This window comes from Paracoccus sp. Arc7-R13, assembly GCF_004010775.1.
Taxonomy (GTDB): Bacteria; Pseudomonadota; Alphaproteobacteria; order Rhodobacterales; family Rhodobacteraceae; genus Paracoccus; species Paracoccus marcusii.
In genome coordinates this window covers 1,648,416-1,665,713 of sequence record NZ_CP034810.1, presented here as the reverse complement: position 1 = coordinate 1,665,713, position 17,298 = coordinate 1,648,416, and the positions used below count along the sequence as shown (strand labels likewise).

Genomic DNA, 17,298 nt, shown 5'->3' with positions numbered 1-17,298 from the left:
AAAATGGTGGCCGGATGGTCGATGCCGAAACTTTCGCCAGTTTCGGGCCACATGCCCGATCTGCAGGCGGTCGCATGACTGCGGGGGCGCGTTCCGTCGGCGGCGACCGCATGGCCGCGATCTGCCAGGGCATACGTCGGGCCATCATCGAAGGGGCGCTGATACCCGGCGACCGCCTGCCCGAGGATGCCCTTGGCGAAAGCTTCGGCGTCAGCCGCACCATCGCGCGCCATGCCCTGGGGCAACTGGCCGCCGAAGGCCTGGTCGATCTGCGCCGCAACCGCATCGCGACCGTGACCGCGCCCACGCCGGCCGATGCGCGCGACATCTTCGACATCCGCGTGGCCCTGGAACGTCAGGTCGTGCAGCATCTGGCCGGTCACCTGTCGCCCGACCAGATCGCCGCCCTGAAGGAGATCGTCCGCCAGGAACATGATGCGCGCCATGGGCCCGACGGCGCGTCGATCCGGCTGGCAACAGAGTTCCATATCCGCCTGGCCGAGATGACCGGCAAGCCGATCCTGGTCCGCTATGTCACTGAAATCTGTTATCGCGCGGGCCTGTCCCTGTCTGCGCTGGCCCGCCCGCATTCGTCGGACTGCGCCATCAGCGAGCATCTGGCCCTGATCGACCTGATCGCCAAGGGGCCCGTCGACAAGGCCGCCGACCTGATGGCCGAGCATCTGGAGGCCGTGGCCGCCCGCGCCCTGCTGTCGGGCGATCGCAGCCGCCGCCGCGATCTGGTCAACATCCTGCAGCCCTATGCCAAGGGCTGATCAGCCCTTGGCGATGCTGGGATCAAGGATCCATTCGGCGCTGTCGTTCCAAACGTCCGTGTCCAGGATCAGCCCATCCTGCACCGTGAACCGGTCGATATAGCGGTTCCCGTCGAAAGGCGTGCCGTCCGGCCAGGCGCCATGCAGATAGCCCAGGCTATAGACGATCGTCTGCTCGCCCGCCGGCACGACGTCGTACCGCTCGATCCGCTTCTTGACCCAGGCATAGCGGGCGGCGTTGAAACCGGTCGGCCCCGACGGCGTGTCGAAGACGCGCCCGCCCGTGAACCGGCAGGTAAAGCCCGGCGCGACGAAGGTCGCGGCCAGCACCGGATCGGGCGCCATCGACGCCGCAAGATAGTCCTTGACCGCCTGCAGGTCTTTTTCGGTGTTCTGGTTCATCGCGCTCTCTGCTTGTCTGTGGCGGGGTGAAGTGCATACACTAGCAGAATACAGAAGGTCGCCGGGGACACAAGAACGATGCTGGATCTGATCCTGAAGAATGCCCGCCTGCCGCAGGGTGCCGCAGATATCGGCATCGCCGGCGGTCGCATCGCCGCCCTTGGCCGTGACCTTGGCCCGTCGCGCGAGGTCCGCGACATCGAACACCGCGCCGTCCTGCCGGGGCTGGTCGAGGCGCATATCCACCTGGACAAGGCCGGCTTGCTGTGCCGCTGCGGTCAGGCGGACAGCGTGCAGGCCGCCGTGGCTGCGGTCAGCGCGCTGAAGCGCGACTTTACCATCGACGATGTTCGCAGCCGCGGCGCGCAGGTGATCGAGGCCGCGATCCGGCAGGGCACCATGCACATGCGCACCCATGTCGAGGTCGACCCCCGTGCCGGATTGCGCAGCCTGACGGCAGTGCTGGCCCTGAAGGACGACTATGCCTTTGCGCTGAACCTGCAGGTCTGCGCCTTTGCCCAGGAGGGCCTGACCAACGATCCCGGCACCGAGGCGCTTTTGGAACAGGCGCTGGCGCAGGGGGCCGACCTTCTGGGCGGCTGCCCCTATACCGACAGCGACCCGCTGGCGCAGATTAACATCCTGTTCGCGATGGCCGTGCGGCACGACGTCGATCTGGACTTTCATCTGGACTTCGACCTGGACCCCGACGGGTCCCAGATCAAGGCGATCTGCGACCGGACGATCCGCCACGGCTGGCAGGGCCGCGTGAACCTGGGCCATGTGACCAAGCTGGCGGTGATGACCGACGGTGCCCTGCGCGATCACGCCGCGATGCTGGCCCAGGCCCGGGTCGCCGTGACCGCCCTGCCCGCCACCGACCTGTACCTGAACGGCATGGACCAGGGCCACCGTGCGCCCCGCGGCGTGGCCCCCTTGCACCTGCTGGAAGGGGTGACGGTCGCGGTGGCGACGAACAACGTGATGAACCCGTTCACGCCTTATGGCGACTGCTCGCTGCTGCGGATGGCCAATCTCTATGCCAACGTGATGCACCTTGGCGCTGGCGAGTTCGCGGCCTGCCTACGGATGATCACCGACGGTCCGGCCCGCATCCTGCGCGTGGCCGATTACGGGCTGTCGGTGGGTGATCGCGCCGACCTGATCGTGCTGGATGCCGCGACGGCCGAGGATGGACTGGCCACCATCGCGGCACCACTGATGGGCTTCAAGGCCGGTCGCCAGAGCTTCGACCGGCCCGCGGCGCGATTGCTGCGCCCCGCGGCGGGCGCCCTGCCCGCCTGACGCAGCGCCATGCACCACCTTCCGGCGCTGTCTGTCATCGTTCAGCTGTCGTGTTCGGCCAGCCAGGCCTCCATCATCTTGATCTCGGCCTCCTGCGCCGCGATGACCTCCTCGGCCAAGGCGCGCACCTGGGGGTCCTGGCCGTGTTCAAGGACGATGCGCGCCATGTCGATGGCGCCCTGGTGGTGGGGGATCATTCCCCGCATGAAGTCCACGTCCGCGTCATTGGTGTATTCGACGTCCATGTTCGCGTGCATCTCGGCCATCGCTGCGCGATAGGCCGTCGTCGCCGGCGTGTCGTCGGGTCGTGCACCGGACATCGCCATGTCGCCATGCGCGGAATGATCCATCTGCGCCATGTCGCCATGGGCGGAATGGTCCATCGTCTGTTGGGCAAGACCCGGCGCGGCGACGGCAAGGGCGGTCAGCAGGATGGGGACGAACGTTTTCATGGCAGTGCTCTCCTTCTTCCCGATCTCAGATAATCCTTCCCATCGTTGCAAGGTCAATGCCGCGCAGACGACGTCATCACGCCCTTGACCTTCCCATGATAGGAAGCTCCATATCCCTGTCATCGCAATGACGGAGCCCTGCCATGAACATCGGAGACGCCGCCAACCGCTCGGGCGTATCGGCCAAGATGATCCGATACTATGAACGGATCGGCCTGATCCCGACAGCCAGCCGGACGGCCTCGGGCTATCGCGAATACGAACCGCGCGACGTCCATATGCTGCGTTTTATCGCCCGCGCGCGTGACCTGGGCTTCTCGGTTGCCGAGATCACCGAGCTGCTGGACCTGTGGCGCGACAAGGACCGGCGCAGCGCCGACGTCAAGGCGCTGGCGCAGGCGCGGGTCCGGGACCTGCGCCACAAGATCGCGCACCTGCAGGACATGGCCGACACGCTGGAGGAACTGGCGAATGCCTGCGCCGGAAACGAGCGTCCGAACTGTCCGATCCTGCAGCGGCTGGAGACCTTGGACACGGATGACGATCCGTTGTCCCGCAGGCGGCCCGAACGGGGATTCAAGGAAAGGATCGGCTGATGACGGATCGACGCATGTTCATGACGGCGCTGGCGGCGGGCATTCTGGCCGGCCCGGCGATGGCATGGTCCGGTCAGGCGCCGGTCCGCACGCGAGTCTTTCGCGCGCCCGATTGCGGATGCTGCGGCGCGTGGGTCGCGCATCTGCGGGATCACGGCTTTGCCGTGGAGGTGGTCACGACCGATGACATGCAGGGGGTCAAGGATCGCCACGCCGTGCCTGCGCCGCTGCGCTCCTGCCATACGGCCCTGATCGACGGTTATGTGATCGAGGGGCATGTGCCCGCCACCGACATCAGCGCCCTGCTCGCGCAGCGTCCGCCGGCCGCAGGTCTGGCAGTGCCCGGCATGCCCGCCGGATCGCCCGGCATGGAGATGGGCGGGCGGCGCGATCCCTATGACGTCATCCTGTGGACCAGGTCCGAAACCCGCATCTTTGCAAGCCATCGAGGTTGACCATGGCCCTGACGACCCCCAGAACCGCCACCCTTCACCGCATGGTGATGGCCAAGCACATGTGCCCCTATGGCCTCAAATCGCTGGACCTGCGGCGCCAGGGCTTTCGCGTCGAGGACCACCACCTGACCACCCGTGCCGAGGTCGATGCCTTCAAGGAACAACACGACGTCGGGACCACCCCGCAGACCTTCATCGACGGTCGGCGGATCGGCGGCTATGACGACCTCAGGCGGCATTTCGGCAAGGCCGTCCGCGACAAGTCCGCGACCACCTACCGCCCCGTGATCGCGCTGTTCGCGATGGCCGCCGAGATGGCCCTTGCGACCAGCTGGGCCGCGTTCGGCCAGCTGATCACCATCGCCGCGGCCGAGTGGTTCGTGGCCTTTGCCATGTGTCTGCTGGCCCTGCAGAAGCTGAAGGACGTCGACAGCTTTGCCACGATGTTCCTGAACTATGACCTGCTGGCGCAGCGGTGGGTCCGTTACGGCTACGTCTATCCCTTCGCCGAGGGACTGGCGGGCGTCCTGATGGTCGCGGGCGCGCTGATGTGGCTGTCCATTCCGGTCGCCCTGTTCATCGGCACGATCGGCGCCGTGTCGGTCTGGAAGGCCGTCTATGTCGACAAGCGAGACATCAAATGCGCCTGCGTCGGCGGCGACAGCAACGTCCCCCTGGGGTTCGTCTCCCTGACCGAGAACCTGATGATGATCGCCATGGCTGTCTGGATGCTGATCAAGGTCACGGTGCTGGGGCACTAGTGGCTATCAGTTGGGGATCAAGCGGCTGGAAATGGCTTCTGAATGAAAACGGGAAAGAAAAACGACCGGCCATTCCCGACCTGCGTCCCAATGAGGCTCCAGATTGATTCAGTATCAGAGCCAAAACAAAACAGCTGCGGTGAACATAGCATCGGAAGAGCGGTCCCGGGGAACCGGTCGCATTGATTGCGACGGGCCTCCATTCCGTGAGGCGACCAAGCAGGATCCCGATAGATCTCCCATGAAAGATTCTAGGATGATCTTTCGTCGCCATAAGGTGCCCCAACCCCAGCAAGCCTATCGCGATTGAGATGCGAGCGCAGAATGTCGACGTTTCGCAGGTTGGACTTGAACCAGGCATCAAAGACGCTTCCGACAAGAGGGATGCTGCCGAATGTCGTATCCACGGCAACGTTGATCCCCTGCCTTACAAGCTTATGCCTAGGCAGCCCCATGCGATAACTTTCCAAGACGATCCATGCCGCCGGCAGCATTGCCGCAGCGTCGCCGAGCCCCGGCACCAAACCTGCGATCGCGTCGTATCCGACCCGAAACCGTGTACCGGGGATTCGAAACACCGAATCCAGTTTGCCGGAAAGCTGTTCCAGCCGTTCAAAGCGCGCCTTGTGCAAATCATCGTTCATGTGGTTGCAAGCACGACAGCACCGCCATGGTTCCCAAATGCCTTGATCTGCTGGCGCGTTGGCGTAGCGTGACAATGTGGCCTTTCCGCCAAGCACCTGTCGTGGTTACCGGCGCATGCGCGGCCGTGCAAAGGGTACAAACCGCCCGGCAGCCAAGCCGATGACCACACCGATCCCGAGACCGATCAGGTCCGCAACCCAGTCCCCAAGACTGCGGTCACGCCCGACGAATGGCTGAAGGATCTCAATCAAACCACCAAACGCCAGATAGGCGGGTAAAGCCAGCATCAGCCAACGCGGCCGAAGATAGGCCATCGGAAAGGCAAGCACCCCGAACGCGACCATGTGGTAGATCTTGTCAGATTCCGCGACTGCCCCCAAAGGCGGCGCTGGTACCGGCGTTAGCGTCAGGACCGCAATCGCCGTCGCGATCAGACATGACAGCCCTAAGGCGAGTTTCGACTGAAGGCGCATGAACTCTTCGCGTTATGAACATCTGCCGGGCAAAAGCCACGACGATACAGGCCTTACACCATGATGGGCCTGAATACAGGGTCACCTTCACCTGTTGAGGAAGCATAACGGTATGCAGCATGACGCGGGCGTCGGGCAGCCGACGGTTCAACGCGTCAAACCTCTTTGTAGAAAAGAAGCAGCTCCCGGAGCTTACCCGGGAGCCCACGCATGTCATCGACAGTGCGTCTTTGTCGTACTGCTCGTGCCCTCGATCTCTGCCGCCGAAGTGCGCTCAACTACTGAGGTAGTTCTTATTATTATTTTCTGCTTAAGGTTAACAGGGCGCGCTGTCTAACGTTATTTTTGTAGCGGGGTCAGTTTTACAAGATACAGGGCAATGCCTTGGGAAGCGGCCCACTACCAGGCATTGCGATAGCGCATACAGTTTTCCGGATGGACAACGCGACCCTCTCTGATCGCCTGAACAACGGCGGCTTTATGGGCTGCCAAACGGGCGGCGTATCCTGCCCTGGAGAAGTATTCAGGCTGGAACAGGATCATGCCATTCTCATCTGCCACGAGATGAAAGTCGCGACCGATGCCAAGTCCCCGGTGCGCGGGTGACCTGCTACGGGATTTTTCCTCCACCATCGATTAGAGTCCGATCCAACTTGAGGACGGACAATGAAGCGAACGAGATTTACGGACGAGCAGATCATCGGCATCTTGGCCGAGCATGAGGCCGGCACGAAGTGCGCAGACCTGTGCCGCATGCACGGCATGTCGGAAGGGACCTTCTACAACTGGAAGGCCAAGTTTGGCGGCATGACAGTGCCGGAGGCAAAGCGGTTGAAGGCGCTTGAAGACGAGAATGCCAAGCTGAAGAAGCTGCTGGCCGAGCAGATGTTGGACTTGGCGGCGATGAAGGAACTGGTTTCAAAAAAGTGGTAGCGCCTGCCGTGAAGCGCGAGGCGGTCGCGCATCTGAGGTCCTTGCTCGGGCTCTCGGAACGGCGGGCGTGCCGGATTGCAGGGGCGGATCGTAAGATGGTCCGTTATCAGGCGCAGCGTGCTCCGGATACGGAGCTGCGTGGCCGTCTGCGCGAACTGGCCAACGACCGTCGACGGTTCGGCTATCGGCGGCTCTTCGTGCTGCTACGCCGCGAGGGCGAGCCGTCCGGGATTAACCGGATCTATCGGCTCTACCGCGAGGAAGGCCTGACGGTGCGCAAACGGAAGGCCCGGCGTAAGGCGGTCGGAACACGGGCCCCTATCTTGGTCGAAGCCCGTGCCAATGCTCGCTGGTCGCTGGATTTCGTCCATGACCAATTCGCCAGTGGCCAGCGTTTTCGGGTGCTCAACGTGGTCGACGACGTCACCCGGGAATGCCTCGCGGCGATCCCGGACACCTCAATCTCAGGACGGCGTGTTGCCCGTGAACTTTCGGCTCTGATCGAGCGGCGCGGGAAGCCTGGCATAATTGTTTCGGACAATGGGACGGAACTGACCTCGAACGCCATCCTGCGGTGGTGCTCCGAGAACAGGGTCGAATGGCATTACATCGCGCCTGGAAAACCAATGCAGAATGGCTTCGTGGAGAGTTTCAACGGGCGGATGCGCGATGAACTGCTCAATGAAACCATGTTTCGCAACCTGGCCCACGCCCGGGTTCTGATCTCGGCCTGGGCCACCGACTACAACACCGAACGCCCGCATTCGGCTTTGGGTTACGAAACCCCGGCCGACTACGCGCGGACTCTGACCACCGCAATCGCCCGCCCCGCTGCGCGAGATGAAAGCTCCGCACGTCGGGCGATTGCTCAACCTGCGCCAATCGGCGTAAACAACCCTTGGACTCCGGTCGCGGCTGGATGAAAGACCCGTGGCAGGTCAGAAGAATGCACTCTTCGCCGGAAGCGAAATCGGGGCCGAGAACTGGGCCATGCTCGCCTCTCTGGTTGCAACCTGCAAACTATCCGACTTGGATCCCTTCGACCACGTCGCCGATACCCTCGGAGCCATCCGCGGAGGACACCTGATATCCCGCATTGAAGGCCTCATGCTCTGGCGGCACGCACAGCCGTCAAGCTGTGCCGCAAAGGCCTCGTCGTCGCTCTTACGGCTTTCGCTGTACTGGCCCTCCTCAAGGGGTCGGCGCAGAGGCGAAACTTGAGCCATGATGATCACTGGTAACGGCGCTATGGCGATCATTCACACCGCGAAATTTGGCCATCTTGCATCCGAATCTTACCTAACACATGACAGAGGAACGAGTAAGTGTTGCGGTTGTGAGGATACGGTAATCGGCAACATTTCATGGTATTGAGAAGTGCGCAGGAGATCATCGCTCGTCATCCATTTATGATATGACGGCGAGCAGGCTGCTATACAAAGGATATAGCAGCTTTTTGGATCATGCGTTTCACCAGCTCATAGCTTTCCAACACGATCAGCTGTTTAGCATTCTGATTACCAACGGTCACAGCCAGATCTATCGAAGTGAAAGTTGTGCCGACGACCGGTTGCATGTTGACGATCTGTGCGACGTTGATAGTCACTGGTTGTTCAGCGTCACAATTGGTGAGTTCGATGAACATTGCTGGACCTTACCTTTAAGCAGGGTGAAAGTGACGATATCACTTACACAAAGTGCAGACTAAAAGGTCAATAGCAGGTCGCCAATATAAGCCTGACGTTGAGACAGGCTGCGCATCCGATTCAGATTAATCGGCGGGATTTAAGCTGCCAGGACATGAGCCGCTTTTTCGCGGCGCGCCATATCCGATCAACAACATGACGCCCTGAAAATGATCGGCACCGCAGTTTGTACAGATCCAGCCCGCATCCAATTCCGACTTGCAAACCAAGCAGGGGCCCTCTTCGATGTCGAAGTCGAGAGGGAAGGGGTTGGGGATCTGGGAGTCGTCTGGCATGCGTAGTTTTACCAAGAAAATATTATTCGATCCAGTTCAGTTGCTCGCACTCCTCTGAAGAGTGCGCAAAACTGCTCCCAGATCATTGCGGCACAGACAATCGACAGCGGGATCTAATCAGTGATCTCGTTGGCCGTCCCAAGCGTTCTGACCACGGGGAGATGGCGGTGGCGCGCAGCATATCGTGCAGCCTCCTTGTCCGCTTCCTCGACGGCGCGGCGTTGGGAGAATGTTTGTTGTTGTGACCGTTCGGGCTCATGGATGATCCCTTCCTTGTTGATCTTGCGCCATCAGGGCGGCGATCACGCGGAAGCGTCAGGACCGTCTTTTAGTTCCGGTAGTAACCGATGGCAGCGAATAGCCTGGTTTTAGAGCGCCAGCTCGAAGACACGAACAGTCCCGTATGTCATCGGTCCTCTTTATCACCACGTGCCGCAGTCGGTTTTGGTAGAACGATTGGTACCGCGGCTAGGATGATCAGGACAATGACTGCTGACAGAACGGCGGTCGCTTCAAGCCCGAGACCTGCCATGACGCCTATGCCCGCCGTGGCCCAGATGTTCGCGGCTGTTGTCAGTCCCTCGATCTGATGCCTTGTCGACCGTACCATGATCGCCCCTGCCCCTATGAAACCAATGCCCTGCACAATGCCTTGCAGGACGCGCGACATGTCCCCGATTTTCATCCCGCTCTGCAAAGGTCCCAGGACAAACAGCGCTGCGCCCACCGCAACCAGCATATGAGTGCGGACACCCGCGCTACGACCCTTCAGCTCTCGTTCATACCCGAGAACTCCGCCCAGGATGGCTGCAAGGATCAGGCGCACCGTGATCCGCGTCAACGTTGATAGATCCGGTACGTCTGAAAATTCACTGCGAATGGTAAGCCATATCTCTTCGCCCATCGCCGTCCCTTCCCAGACTGATACGTTCATGACACTTGCGTAACAACCAAGCTGAGGCATTCCAAGTGAGCGTTATGGGCATGTAAAACCTGCGGAGGAGAGCTCTCAAGCCGTTCATGACTTTGGATCTTGGAGCCTAATCTCCGCTCCAAATGCCAAGTCGGCTTACGCCCTCCAGATTGCCAAATCCGAACGGTACCTTGGCACCAATCCACGATACGTCGGATGGCTAGGGACTCCGTGAGACGCGGCAGGGCAATAGTGGCGACTAACTTATATTGCCCACCGGAAACCGGAACGAACCGTGGACGGTAAGGTTGTCGAGCATCACGGAGGGATGTGATGACGTCTGACCAGAACCAGAACCTAGACAAGCAGACCGTCCCGCTTATGGAAGAGCGACTGACGGTCACGAAGCGGAAGAGGGTGACAGACAAGGTCAGGGTCTCGACAGTCACCGAGACGGTGGACAGCCTTGTTCCTGTCGATTTTTCCGACGTCGAAATAGATGTGGTCCGGGTCCCAATCGAGCGGGACATCGACGTCGTCCCGGATATCGTGACTGAAGGGGACCTGACGGTCATTCCCGTGGTCGAAGAGCGCATCGTCATCACGCGGCAGCTTGTCTTGCGGGAAGAAATCCATGTTCGCCGCAACGAACGTCGGGAAACTTCCAACATTCCGGTCACTATCCGGCGCCAGCGTGCCGTGATTGACCATCTCGGCCCTCAGACTGAGGGTCAAATCATCAGCGAAGAGGAAACTCACGATGACCTATGACAATGAAGCCGGTACTTCCAACGGAAGCATGTCCGTCTCCGCCATGTTCGATACGAACGCCGATGCCCAGAATGCCGTATCGCGGCTCGAGACGCTCGGGATATCGCGTACGCAAATCCGAACAGTCGAGGGTGCTGCCCAATCCACGGAGCAACGAGCCTCGACGACCGACGATAAGGGATTCTGGGATAGCCTTGGCGATTTCTTCTTTCCCGACGAAGACCGCTACACCTATGCCGAGGGGCTGTCGCGCGGTGGGGTTCTCGTTACCGTGACTGGCCTGACGGCCGCTCACTATGACCAGGTTCTCGACATTCTGGATGACGAAGGCACCGTGGACCTGGCCGAGCGCGAAGAAAGCTGGCGATCGGAAGGCTGGGGTGGCTATGAAGTCAGCCCCCATGTGACCGGAGCCAGGACCGTCGGGTCAGCCGTCGGGGCGGACGGAAGCTATGCTGACACTTCCTCTAAGACGGGTGACGAGAGCATTCCGATCGTCGAAGAGCAACTGCGTGTTGGCAAGCGAGACACCAGCCATGGGCGCGTGCGCGTTCGGGCGTATACCGTCGAGGAACCGGTTAGCGAAACGGTAAACTTGCGCGAGGATCGCGTTGAGTTGGAGCGCCGCCCGGTTGATCGGGCCGTCACCGATGTCGACACCGCGTTCCAGGACCGGACAGTCGAAGCCGAAGAGTTTGTCGAGGAGGCGGTCGTCTCAAAAGAGGCGCGCGTTGTCGAGGAAGTTAGCCTGCGCAAAACCAGCGATACGCGCCAGGAAACGGTGACCGACAGCGTACGTCACACGGAAGTCGAGATCGACGACGAACGGTCCGACACCCCCCGCACGACCCGCTGAGCTCAGAGATATTCGCAAACTAATTCGGGGCGCATCCTTACGGGATGTGCCCCGAAATTTACGATTTTGCTGTTCTCGAAACGAGCCATATGCCTGCAACACTGTTGCGCGTTCTCCGAGGGGTCCGGCTATTCTGCGGAGCGTTACGAGTATTCTTAGGCCGCAGGGCTGATTGCGGCAGAGACCGCGTAAAGTCGCGAGTTTCCTCACGCTCAACGCCTTCCTGATTATCACGCGCCACAGATAGGATATTGAAATCGGGTTTTATTCGGCTAGTGCTGCGTGCGCACCATCCCGCGCCAATCTCAGCCGTGTCGTTGTCAAGACTGTGCCATCCCCGGAGCAAGTCAGTCTGACGCGCCAGTCTGGTGACTGAAACGTCAGACGAAGCTTGCCTGCATCGGCCCCGGTGCCGCGCTCGACTCCGGTTCTGATGCAGCCTGACTGCATTAGAACCTGGAAGCCGATCACGTCCAGATCCATCAGCGGGGCGATCAGCGCGGCATCAGCAATAGGCTGGTCACCTCTCAACTCGATTTCCAAGGTAGATCTCCCCGTGCCGGTCTTGCGACCCATCAGGCCGCGAGCTGCTCATCCGCGGGACCGAAGAACTCGTAGTGGATCCGATCGGCAGGAACACCCGCCTCCCTCAGGCCCGCAACGAAGTAGCGGAGAAACGGACGCGGGCCGCACAAGTAGATGTCGGCATCGGTCAGCGGGACGCTGGTCCGCAACCAATCCATGCTGATCCGACCGGGATGGGCCGGGACGTCTGCGCCGCTCTCGTAAAAAGTACTGACGACAATATTTCCGTGGCGCGTCGCAGCGTCCTGCACCTGCCGGGATAGTGCGTGGTGTGCAGGACTGCTTGTTCCGTGAACATAATGGACCGGGACGTCCCGATGCCGCCGGGCCAGGACTTCCAGCATGCTGACCATGGGCGTCAGACCAACCCCACCCGACAGAAGGACAACCGGCCGCGGCGGATTGTCTGACAGGTGGAAGTCGCCGGCGGGCGGCGTCGTTTCCAGGATCGTCCCCACCAACGCATGGTCATGCAGGAAGCGAGACGCTTCTCCCTCTGCCTCGCGCTTGACGGTAATGCGATAGCTCTCGTCGCTCGGCATGCTGGAGATCGAATAGTTGCGCTTGACCCCGGGCAGTCCGGCCGCGTCAAAGCGCAGCGTCAGATATTGGCCTGGTCGGTGGGCAACGACAGGACCGCCATCCTCGGGGCGCAGCACGAATGATACGATGCCGTCGGCCTCGACATGCCGCTCTGCGACCGTGAAGCGGCGCCAGTCGGTCCAGCCGCCGCGCTGTGCCTCGATTTCGGCACGGATAGCGGCTTCGCGCGCGATCAGCAGATCGGCCAGGAACCAATAGGCCTCGCCCCAGGCCGCCAGGATGTCGGGCGTGGCGGCGTCGCCCAAAACCTCCTCAATGGCGCCTAAAAGGGCTTGGCCAACGAAGGGATAATGCTCGGGCAGGATCGCGTAGCCGATATGCTTCTGGGCAATCCGTTCGACCGCCGCGCCCAGAACCTCCAAATTTTCGATGTTGCGGGCATAGGCCAGAACAGCATGCGCCAAGGCAAGCCGTTGCGTGCCTTTCTGCTGGTTTGCCTGGTTGAACAGGGCGGCGATACGGTCGTTTTCGAACAGCCGCCGGTACATTGTCTCGGTGATCAATGGGCCGTATTGCTCCAGCGCGGGAACGGTGGCTTTTACCACCGTGATGGTCTGCAAGGATAGCGAGCGGGCCATGTGATTCTCCTAAACATGCTTTTCATATGCATCTATACAGCTCTATACATGCGAAGAAAATACCTGTATTTACGTTTCATGAAATTGAGCCGCTACACCGACTATGCCCTTCGTGCGTTGATCTATCTCGCAGCGAGCGACGGTAGGTTGGTATCGATCCGCCAGATCGCCGAGGCCCATGACATTTCCCAGAACCACCTGATGAAAATCGTGCAGGACCTCGGGAGCGCGGGATTTATCCAGACCACGCGAGGCAGACAGGGTGGGCTGCAGCTAGCGCGGCCGGCCATCGAGATCACCATCGGCCAAGTCGTACGACACACCGAAGGCGGCGACCCCCTGGTGAATTGCAGCACATGCCGCATTTCCCAAGGCTGTGGATTGCCTGCCGTCATCTCGCAAGCGAGAGAAGCGTTCATGGGTGTTCTGGACACATGCCGCCTATTGGATGTGGCTCGGATGCCCGGCGCGTTTCAGCATTTGTTCGCGGTAGATGACCATTAATAGTGCCGCACTTTTGAGGCGCTGGCCCATAATGCTTCCTTCCATTCCTGGGAAAGGATCGCACCATCAAACTGTGGGATCAAACACCTAGGCAGCGTGCATTTCCGCGGGGTGCGCCGGTGCAGGCTTCGATCATCCCTTTCAGTGGGGTCGCTCCGCCATCTCTCGGAGACGTACTGAGCGGATGCGGTTCGACCAGAGATCCTTCACCTCTTGAAGGCCCTTATTCCCAACGCCACAGTAAAATCGAAAAAGTCTCATGTTATCAGATTATTGCAAGCTAACCACCGCTCCGACGCAGTCATCAGCTTCGGAGAACCGCGGTCGCTAGAGAGCAAAATGAAGCCTACCTGCGCCAGGACCGGTGAAGACCTCCCGTCGCATAACCCCTGAATATAATGAAAAAATCCGGCTGAAGCCGGACTTAAAGACAAGTTCGTTCAGGGCATTTGGCGGAGGGGATGGGTCTCAAATCCAACCTTCTCTGCTTTTTCTATTTGAGATCGGGGACAGGAAACTCGTATTCAAGAGCCACTGCTTTATCGACACCGGTGGCCGCCTTCATTGTCGAGAACGCCTATCTGAACGGTGAAACGATTCGCATCGACGGCGCGTTGCGGCTGCGCTGAACCCCCCTGCCCCGCCCCGTCGCGCCCCACCCGCGCAGAAGGAGACCCGATGTCAGACGCCCCCGCCGCCGGACCGATTGACTGCCTGATCGTCGGGGGCGGTCCGGCCGGCCTGACCGCGGCCATCTATCTGGGCCGCTTCCACCGCAAGGTGGTGCTGGTCGACAAGGGCGAGGGGCGGCTGAAGATGATCCCGCGCTCGCACAACCACGCGGGCTATCCGCAGGGCGTGGTCGGCGCCGACCTGCTAGAGAACATGGCCGACCAGGCGCGCCGCTACGGGGCCGATCTGCGCCGAGGGGAAGTCACCGGGCTGCGGCGCGACGGCCGGCTCTTCACCGCCCAGACCGACGCAGGCCCGATCACCGCCCGCACCGTCCTGCTGGCGACCGGGATGGTCAACCACAGCCCGCCGGTCCCCGAGGACGTGCACGCCGACGCCGTCGACCGCGGCCTGCTGCGCTATTGCCCGATCTGCGACGCGTTCGAACAGACCGGCAAGCGCATCGGCGTGCTGGGCGGCGACCGACACGCTTTGGCCGAGGCGCTGTTCCTGCGCACCTACAGCCCGGACATCGTGATGATCTCGCTGACCGGCGAGGGGCTGGACCCCGACGCCCAGGCGCAGGCCGACGCGGCCGGGATCAGCGTCGTCGCGGCACCCGTCTCGAGGTTTGACTTCTCGGGCGACCGGGTGGTGCTGACGCTGGCCGACGGCCAGACCGAGGTGATGGAGACGCTGTATGCCGCACTAGGGTCGCACACCCGCAACGACCTGGGGCGGATGCTAGGGACCGATCTGGTCGGCGGCCAGTGCTATGCGACCGATCCCCACCAGCGCGCCAGCCTGGACGGGGTCTATGCCGCCGGCGACGCGGTCGATGGGCTGGACCAGATCGGCACGGCGATGGGCACCGGCTCGCGCGCCGCGGTGGCGATCCACAACGATCTGCGCGACCAGGACGGGCAGACGCTCGACTAGTCGAGCAGCCCGTCGGCCACGGCGGCCTCGACCAGGTCCAGCGCCACATCGTGAAGGTGGCAGTCCGACCCCATGATCGTCGTCTTGGGTACGATCGGCATGGCGCTGGTGTTCCTTTTCGTCGGGATCTTCCTCGCGCGCAATCCGGTCGGGGAAGGCGCTCACGATCATCACTAGAGCGTTTCTGCAAAACCCGGAATCATGGGATTTTCATAGGGGTCTGCTTGTGATTCATCCTTTCTAGGAGGATGGATCATGTCAGCACCTTTACCGAATGCGCTGCGTGCGCGGTTCAAGGCTTGTCTCGAAGAGGGTTTGAGTGGGCGAGCTGCCGCGGCGCGATTGATGCTCTCGCCTGCGACGGGGTCTCGTTGGGCCCGGGCAATTCGGCAGCACGGGGATGCAGTGCCCGCGCCGCAGGGGCGGCCACGCGGGCGCGGAAAGCTTGCGCCGCATCAGGCCTTTTTTGAAGAGCTGGTCGCCCAGGATCCGGATATCACGCTCTATGAATTGCGCGATGCGCTGGCCATGGCCGAGGGCGTGAAGGTTCATCACTCCTCGATTGCGGCTCTGCTCAAGCGGCTTGGTTTCACCTATAAAAAAAATCGTTGGTGGCCTCCGAACAGCACCGCGCCCGTGTAAAACAAGCCCGGCACGAGTGGCAGGAGCGGCGCATTCCCTTTATGCGTCGCCAGCCCGAACGGCTGGTGTTCATTGACGAAACCTCCGTGAAGACGAACCTGACCCGACTGCGAGGGCGCGCCTGCCGCGGCCAGCGGTTGCGGATGGACGCGCCTTTCGGTGGCTGGGGCACACAGACCTTCATCGCAGGCCTCACGTCGGAGGGGCTCATTGCGCCCTGGGTGATCAAAGGCGCGATGGATGGCTCCGCCTTTGCGACCTATGTCCGCGATGTCCTGACCCCGGAACTGACGCCCGGCACGGTCGTCATCCTCGACAACCTGGCCACTCATCGCAACGTCGAGGCCGCCGAAGCCATCCGTGACGCCAAGTGTTGGTTCCTGTATCTGCCGCCCTATTCACCCGACCTGAACCCCATCGAGCAGGCTTTCTCGAAGCTGAAGGCGCATCTCCGCAAAATGGGCGCACGAACCTTCGATGACCTGTTCAAAGCCCTTGGTGACATCTGCAGCATGTTCTCACCCCAGGAGTGCTGGAACTACTTCCACGCGGCAGGGTATGTATCAGGTTAATACAGAAACGCTTTAAGCAATACGAACCATCTCAGTTAATGGGCCATGCCAAACGGCCAGGTTTCAGCCAAAAGCTTCGGCATGATCGTTTCTACAAATTGCTCCGGCGTTGCGCCCGCAAATAGATACTGTGCTTTTCCGTCTACGACCAAGTTCGCCATGCCATGGATCGACGACCAAACCACGAAAATCTCGGCCATATTGTCTTCCACAGCGCCTTTTTGACGCGTGATCGCGGCTGCAAAACCTGACAACGCACGGGTGGCAGCCGCCACATAGCGGGGGTTGTCGCGATCGACGAGATCAGGTCGGAACATCAGCCGGAACCGCCCAGCATGGGCCAGCGCGAAGCTGACATAAGCAATCGCCATTTGCCGCAGATCGGCAATAGGGTCATCAGTCGGTATGACCGCGTTCAGCGACGCGCCAAGGCTATCATAGCCTAGCAGAGCCACCTCTGTCAGCAGCCCCGAGGTGGAACCGAAGTGGTGCGCGGGTGCACCGATTGATACACCTGCACGCCGTGCAGCCTCGCGCAGCGAGAGGCCCTCGATCCCGCGGTCGCGGATGATGCCATCGGTCGCTTCGATCAACGCCACCCTCAAATTTCCGTGATGGTAGCCGGATTTCCCGGAGATGGAATCACTGTGCATCTATGCAGTGCTCAATTCTTGTGTTACGCGCCGTATCTTCACCGCGCTCCTGATAGTAACGAGGATACGACTAGAATGAAACACCGACTGATAGCGGCTTAAAACTAGGGATTTTCGCGTTCTTTTGCCTTTGCGGCGCTGGAGCGGGCTGACAAGATCGAAGCAACAGCTCCGTTGGGCGGGCCTCGTAAAGCTGTTAAACCGTTTTGTTAATGCCTTGGTGCCACTAAC

The 17,298-nt window shown here is 61.1% G+C and carries 22 protein-coding genes; 12 read left to right on the top strand and 10 right to left on the bottom strand.

Annotated features, from left to right (window positions below; translation table 11 throughout):
- The first annotated feature begins 74 nt into the window (after positions 1 to 74).
- Entirely contained in the window at positions 75 to 776 is a 702-nt protein-coding gene (locus tag EOJ32_RS08280) for a GntR family transcriptional regulator (RefSeq protein ID WP_127898231.1), read from the top strand.
- Here EOJ32_RS08280 and EOJ32_RS08275 read toward each other — a convergent pair whose 3' ends face one another.
- On the bottom strand, positions 777 to 1,178 hold the full coding sequence (locus EOJ32_RS08275; protein ID WP_127898230.1) for a nuclear transport factor 2 family protein: 402 nt from the start codon (positions 1,176 to 1,178) through the stop codon (positions 777 to 779).
- Between the two features lie 78 nt (positions 1,179 to 1,256).
- Here EOJ32_RS08275 and EOJ32_RS08270 point away from each other — a divergent pair, with 78 nt between their 5' ends.
- A complete protein-coding gene (locus EOJ32_RS08270; protein WP_127898229.1) occupies positions 1,257 to 2,483 on the top strand; it encodes an amidohydrolase family protein in 1,227 nt (408 codons plus the stop codon).
- Positions 2,484 to 2,524: 41 nt separating this feature from the next.
- Here the strand turns inward: EOJ32_RS08270 and EOJ32_RS08265 are convergent, their stop codons facing one another.
- A complete protein-coding gene (locus EOJ32_RS08265) occupies positions 2,525 to 2,935 on the bottom strand; it encodes a DUF305 domain-containing protein (protein WP_127898228.1) in 411 nt (136 codons plus the stop codon).
- A 143-nt stretch (positions 2,936 to 3,078) separates the two neighbouring features.
- On the opposite strand from EOJ32_RS08265, the gene cueR reads away from it, so the two are divergent.
- From cueR to EOJ32_RS20105, 3 genes are read left to right on the top strand one after another with little or no spacing between them, the layout of a single operon-like run.
- Complete coding sequence (cueR, locus tag EOJ32_RS08260) at positions 3,079 to 3,531, top strand: Cu(I)-responsive transcriptional regulator (RefSeq protein WP_127898227.1); 453 nt, start codon at positions 3,079 to 3,081, stop codon at positions 3,529 to 3,531.
- A complete protein-coding gene (locus EOJ32_RS08255) occupies positions 3,531 to 3,986 on the top strand; it encodes a DUF411 domain-containing protein (protein WP_127898226.1) in 456 nt (151 codons plus the stop codon). The genes cueR and EOJ32_RS08255 overlap by 1 nt, the downstream gene beginning before the upstream one ends.
- A 2-nt stretch (positions 3,987 to 3,988) precedes the next feature.
- Entirely contained in the window at positions 3,989 to 4,747 is a 759-nt protein-coding gene (locus EOJ32_RS20105) for a MauE/DoxX family redox-associated membrane protein (protein WP_205963141.1), read from the top strand.
- 251 nt (positions 4,748 to 4,998) lie between these two features.
- Here the strand turns inward: EOJ32_RS20105 and EOJ32_RS08245 are convergent, their stop codons facing one another.
- The 3 genes from EOJ32_RS08245 to EOJ32_RS20100 all read right to left on the bottom strand — a co-directional run bounded on the left by EOJ32_RS08245 (position 4,999) and on the right by EOJ32_RS20100 (position 6,408).
- Positions 4,999 to 5,391, bottom strand: a complete 393-nt coding sequence (locus EOJ32_RS08245; RefSeq protein ID WP_127898225.1) for a DUF4112 domain-containing protein — start codon at positions 5,389 to 5,391, stop codon at positions 4,999 to 5,001.
- 105 nt (positions 5,392 to 5,496) lie between these two features.
- Positions 5,497 to 5,865: a VanZ family protein gene (locus EOJ32_RS08240; RefSeq protein ID WP_127898224.1), complete on the bottom strand. Its 369-nt coding sequence runs from the start codon at positions 5,863 to 5,865 to the stop codon at positions 5,497 to 5,499.
- Between the two features lie 399 nt (positions 5,866 to 6,264).
- Positions 6,265 to 6,408 carry a hypothetical protein gene (locus EOJ32_RS20100; protein WP_164871411.1) on the bottom strand — a complete coding sequence of 48 codons (144 nt, stop codon included), beginning with the start codon at positions 6,406 to 6,408 and terminating at the stop codon, positions 6,265 to 6,267.
- A gap of 123 nt (positions 6,409 to 6,531) precedes the next feature.
- On the opposite strand from EOJ32_RS20100, the gene EOJ32_RS08235 reads away from it, so the two are divergent.
- Together EOJ32_RS08235 and EOJ32_RS20680 are read left to right on the top strand one after the other, a co-directional pair.
- Positions 6,532 to 7,721 (top strand): IS3 family transposase gene (locus EOJ32_RS08235; protein ID WP_127898223.1). Its coding sequence is split into 2 segments (ribosomal slippage): positions 6,532 to 6,784 and positions 6,784 to 7,721, totalling 1,191 coding nucleotides; the frame shifts between segments, so codons are not numbered across the junction.
- 67 nt (positions 7,722 to 7,788) lie between these two features.
- The gene (locus EOJ32_RS20680) at positions 7,789 to 8,019 is read left to right on the top strand and encodes a transposase domain-containing protein (protein ID WP_341872783.1); all 231 of its coding nucleotides are present in this window, start codon (positions 7,789 to 7,791) and stop codon (positions 8,017 to 8,019) included.
- Positions 8,020 to 8,230: 211 nt separating this feature from the next.
- Here the strand turns inward: EOJ32_RS20680 and EOJ32_RS08230 are convergent, their stop codons facing one another.
- Both EOJ32_RS08230 and EOJ32_RS08225 read right to left on the bottom strand, forming a co-directional pair.
- Positions 8,231 to 8,443, bottom strand: coding sequence for a hypothetical protein (locus tag EOJ32_RS08230; RefSeq protein ID WP_127898222.1), 213 nt, complete (start codon positions 8,441 to 8,443; stop codon positions 8,231 to 8,233).
- A gap of 742 nt (positions 8,444 to 9,185) precedes the next feature.
- Complete coding sequence (locus tag EOJ32_RS08225; RefSeq protein WP_164871410.1) at positions 9,186 to 9,683, bottom strand: MgtC/SapB family protein; 498 nt, start codon at positions 9,681 to 9,683, stop codon at positions 9,186 to 9,188.
- Between the two features lie 342 nt (positions 9,684 to 10,025).
- Here EOJ32_RS08225 and EOJ32_RS08220 point away from each other — a divergent pair, with 342 nt between their 5' ends.
- Positions 10,026 to 10,463: a YsnF/AvaK domain-containing protein gene (locus tag EOJ32_RS08220; RefSeq protein WP_127898220.1), complete on the top strand. Its 438-nt coding sequence runs from the start codon at positions 10,026 to 10,028 to the stop codon at positions 10,461 to 10,463.
- Positions 10,453 to 11,319 carry a YsnF/AvaK domain-containing protein gene (locus EOJ32_RS08215; RefSeq protein WP_127898219.1) on the top strand — a complete coding sequence of 289 codons (867 nt, stop codon included), beginning with the start codon at positions 10,453 to 10,455 and terminating at the stop codon, positions 11,317 to 11,319. Before EOJ32_RS08220 ends, EOJ32_RS08215 begins: the two co-directional genes overlap by 11 nt.
- A gap of 264 nt (positions 11,320 to 11,583) precedes the next feature.
- On the opposite strand, the gene EOJ32_RS08210 is transcribed toward EOJ32_RS08215, so the two are convergent.
- Both EOJ32_RS08210 and hmpA read right to left on the bottom strand, forming a co-directional pair.
- Positions 11,584 to 11,862 (bottom strand): DUF6522 family protein, encoded by a 279-nt coding sequence (locus tag EOJ32_RS08210; protein ID WP_127898218.1) that lies wholly within the window; start codon positions 11,860 to 11,862, stop codon positions 11,584 to 11,586.
- A 32-nt stretch (positions 11,863 to 11,894) separates the two neighbouring features.
- Complete coding sequence (hmpA, locus tag EOJ32_RS08205; protein ID WP_127898217.1) at positions 11,895 to 13,085, bottom strand: NO-inducible flavohemoprotein; 1,191 nt, start codon at positions 13,083 to 13,085, stop codon at positions 11,895 to 11,897.
- Between the two features lie 48 nt (positions 13,086 to 13,133).
- Between hmpA and EOJ32_RS08200 the strand changes: the two genes are divergently transcribed.
- From EOJ32_RS08200 to EOJ32_RS08190, 3 genes are all read left to right on the top strand, one after another.
- Positions 13,134 to 13,589 (top strand): Rrf2 family transcriptional regulator, encoded by a 456-nt coding sequence (locus tag EOJ32_RS08200; protein ID WP_240542378.1) that lies wholly within the window; start codon positions 13,134 to 13,136, stop codon positions 13,587 to 13,589.
- A 678-nt stretch (positions 13,590 to 14,267) separates the two neighbouring features.
- A complete protein-coding gene (locus EOJ32_RS08195) occupies positions 14,268 to 15,200 on the top strand; it encodes an NAD(P)/FAD-dependent oxidoreductase (protein WP_127898216.1) in 933 nt (310 codons plus the stop codon).
- 255 nt (positions 15,201 to 15,455) lie between these two features.
- Positions 15,456 to 16,414 (top strand): IS630 family transposase gene (locus EOJ32_RS08190; RefSeq protein WP_127898215.1). Its coding sequence is split into 2 segments (ribosomal slippage): positions 15,456 to 15,797 and positions 15,800 to 16,414, totalling 957 coding nucleotides; the frame shifts between segments, so codons are not numbered across the junction.
- Positions 16,415 to 16,449: 35 nt separating this feature from the next.
- Here EOJ32_RS08190 and EOJ32_RS08185 read toward each other — a convergent pair.
- Positions 16,450 to 17,007: a TetR/AcrR family transcriptional regulator gene (locus EOJ32_RS08185; RefSeq protein ID WP_164871409.1), complete on the bottom strand. Its 558-nt coding sequence runs from the start codon at positions 17,005 to 17,007 to the stop codon at positions 16,450 to 16,452.
- Between the last annotated feature and the right edge of the window lie 291 nt (positions 17,008 to 17,298).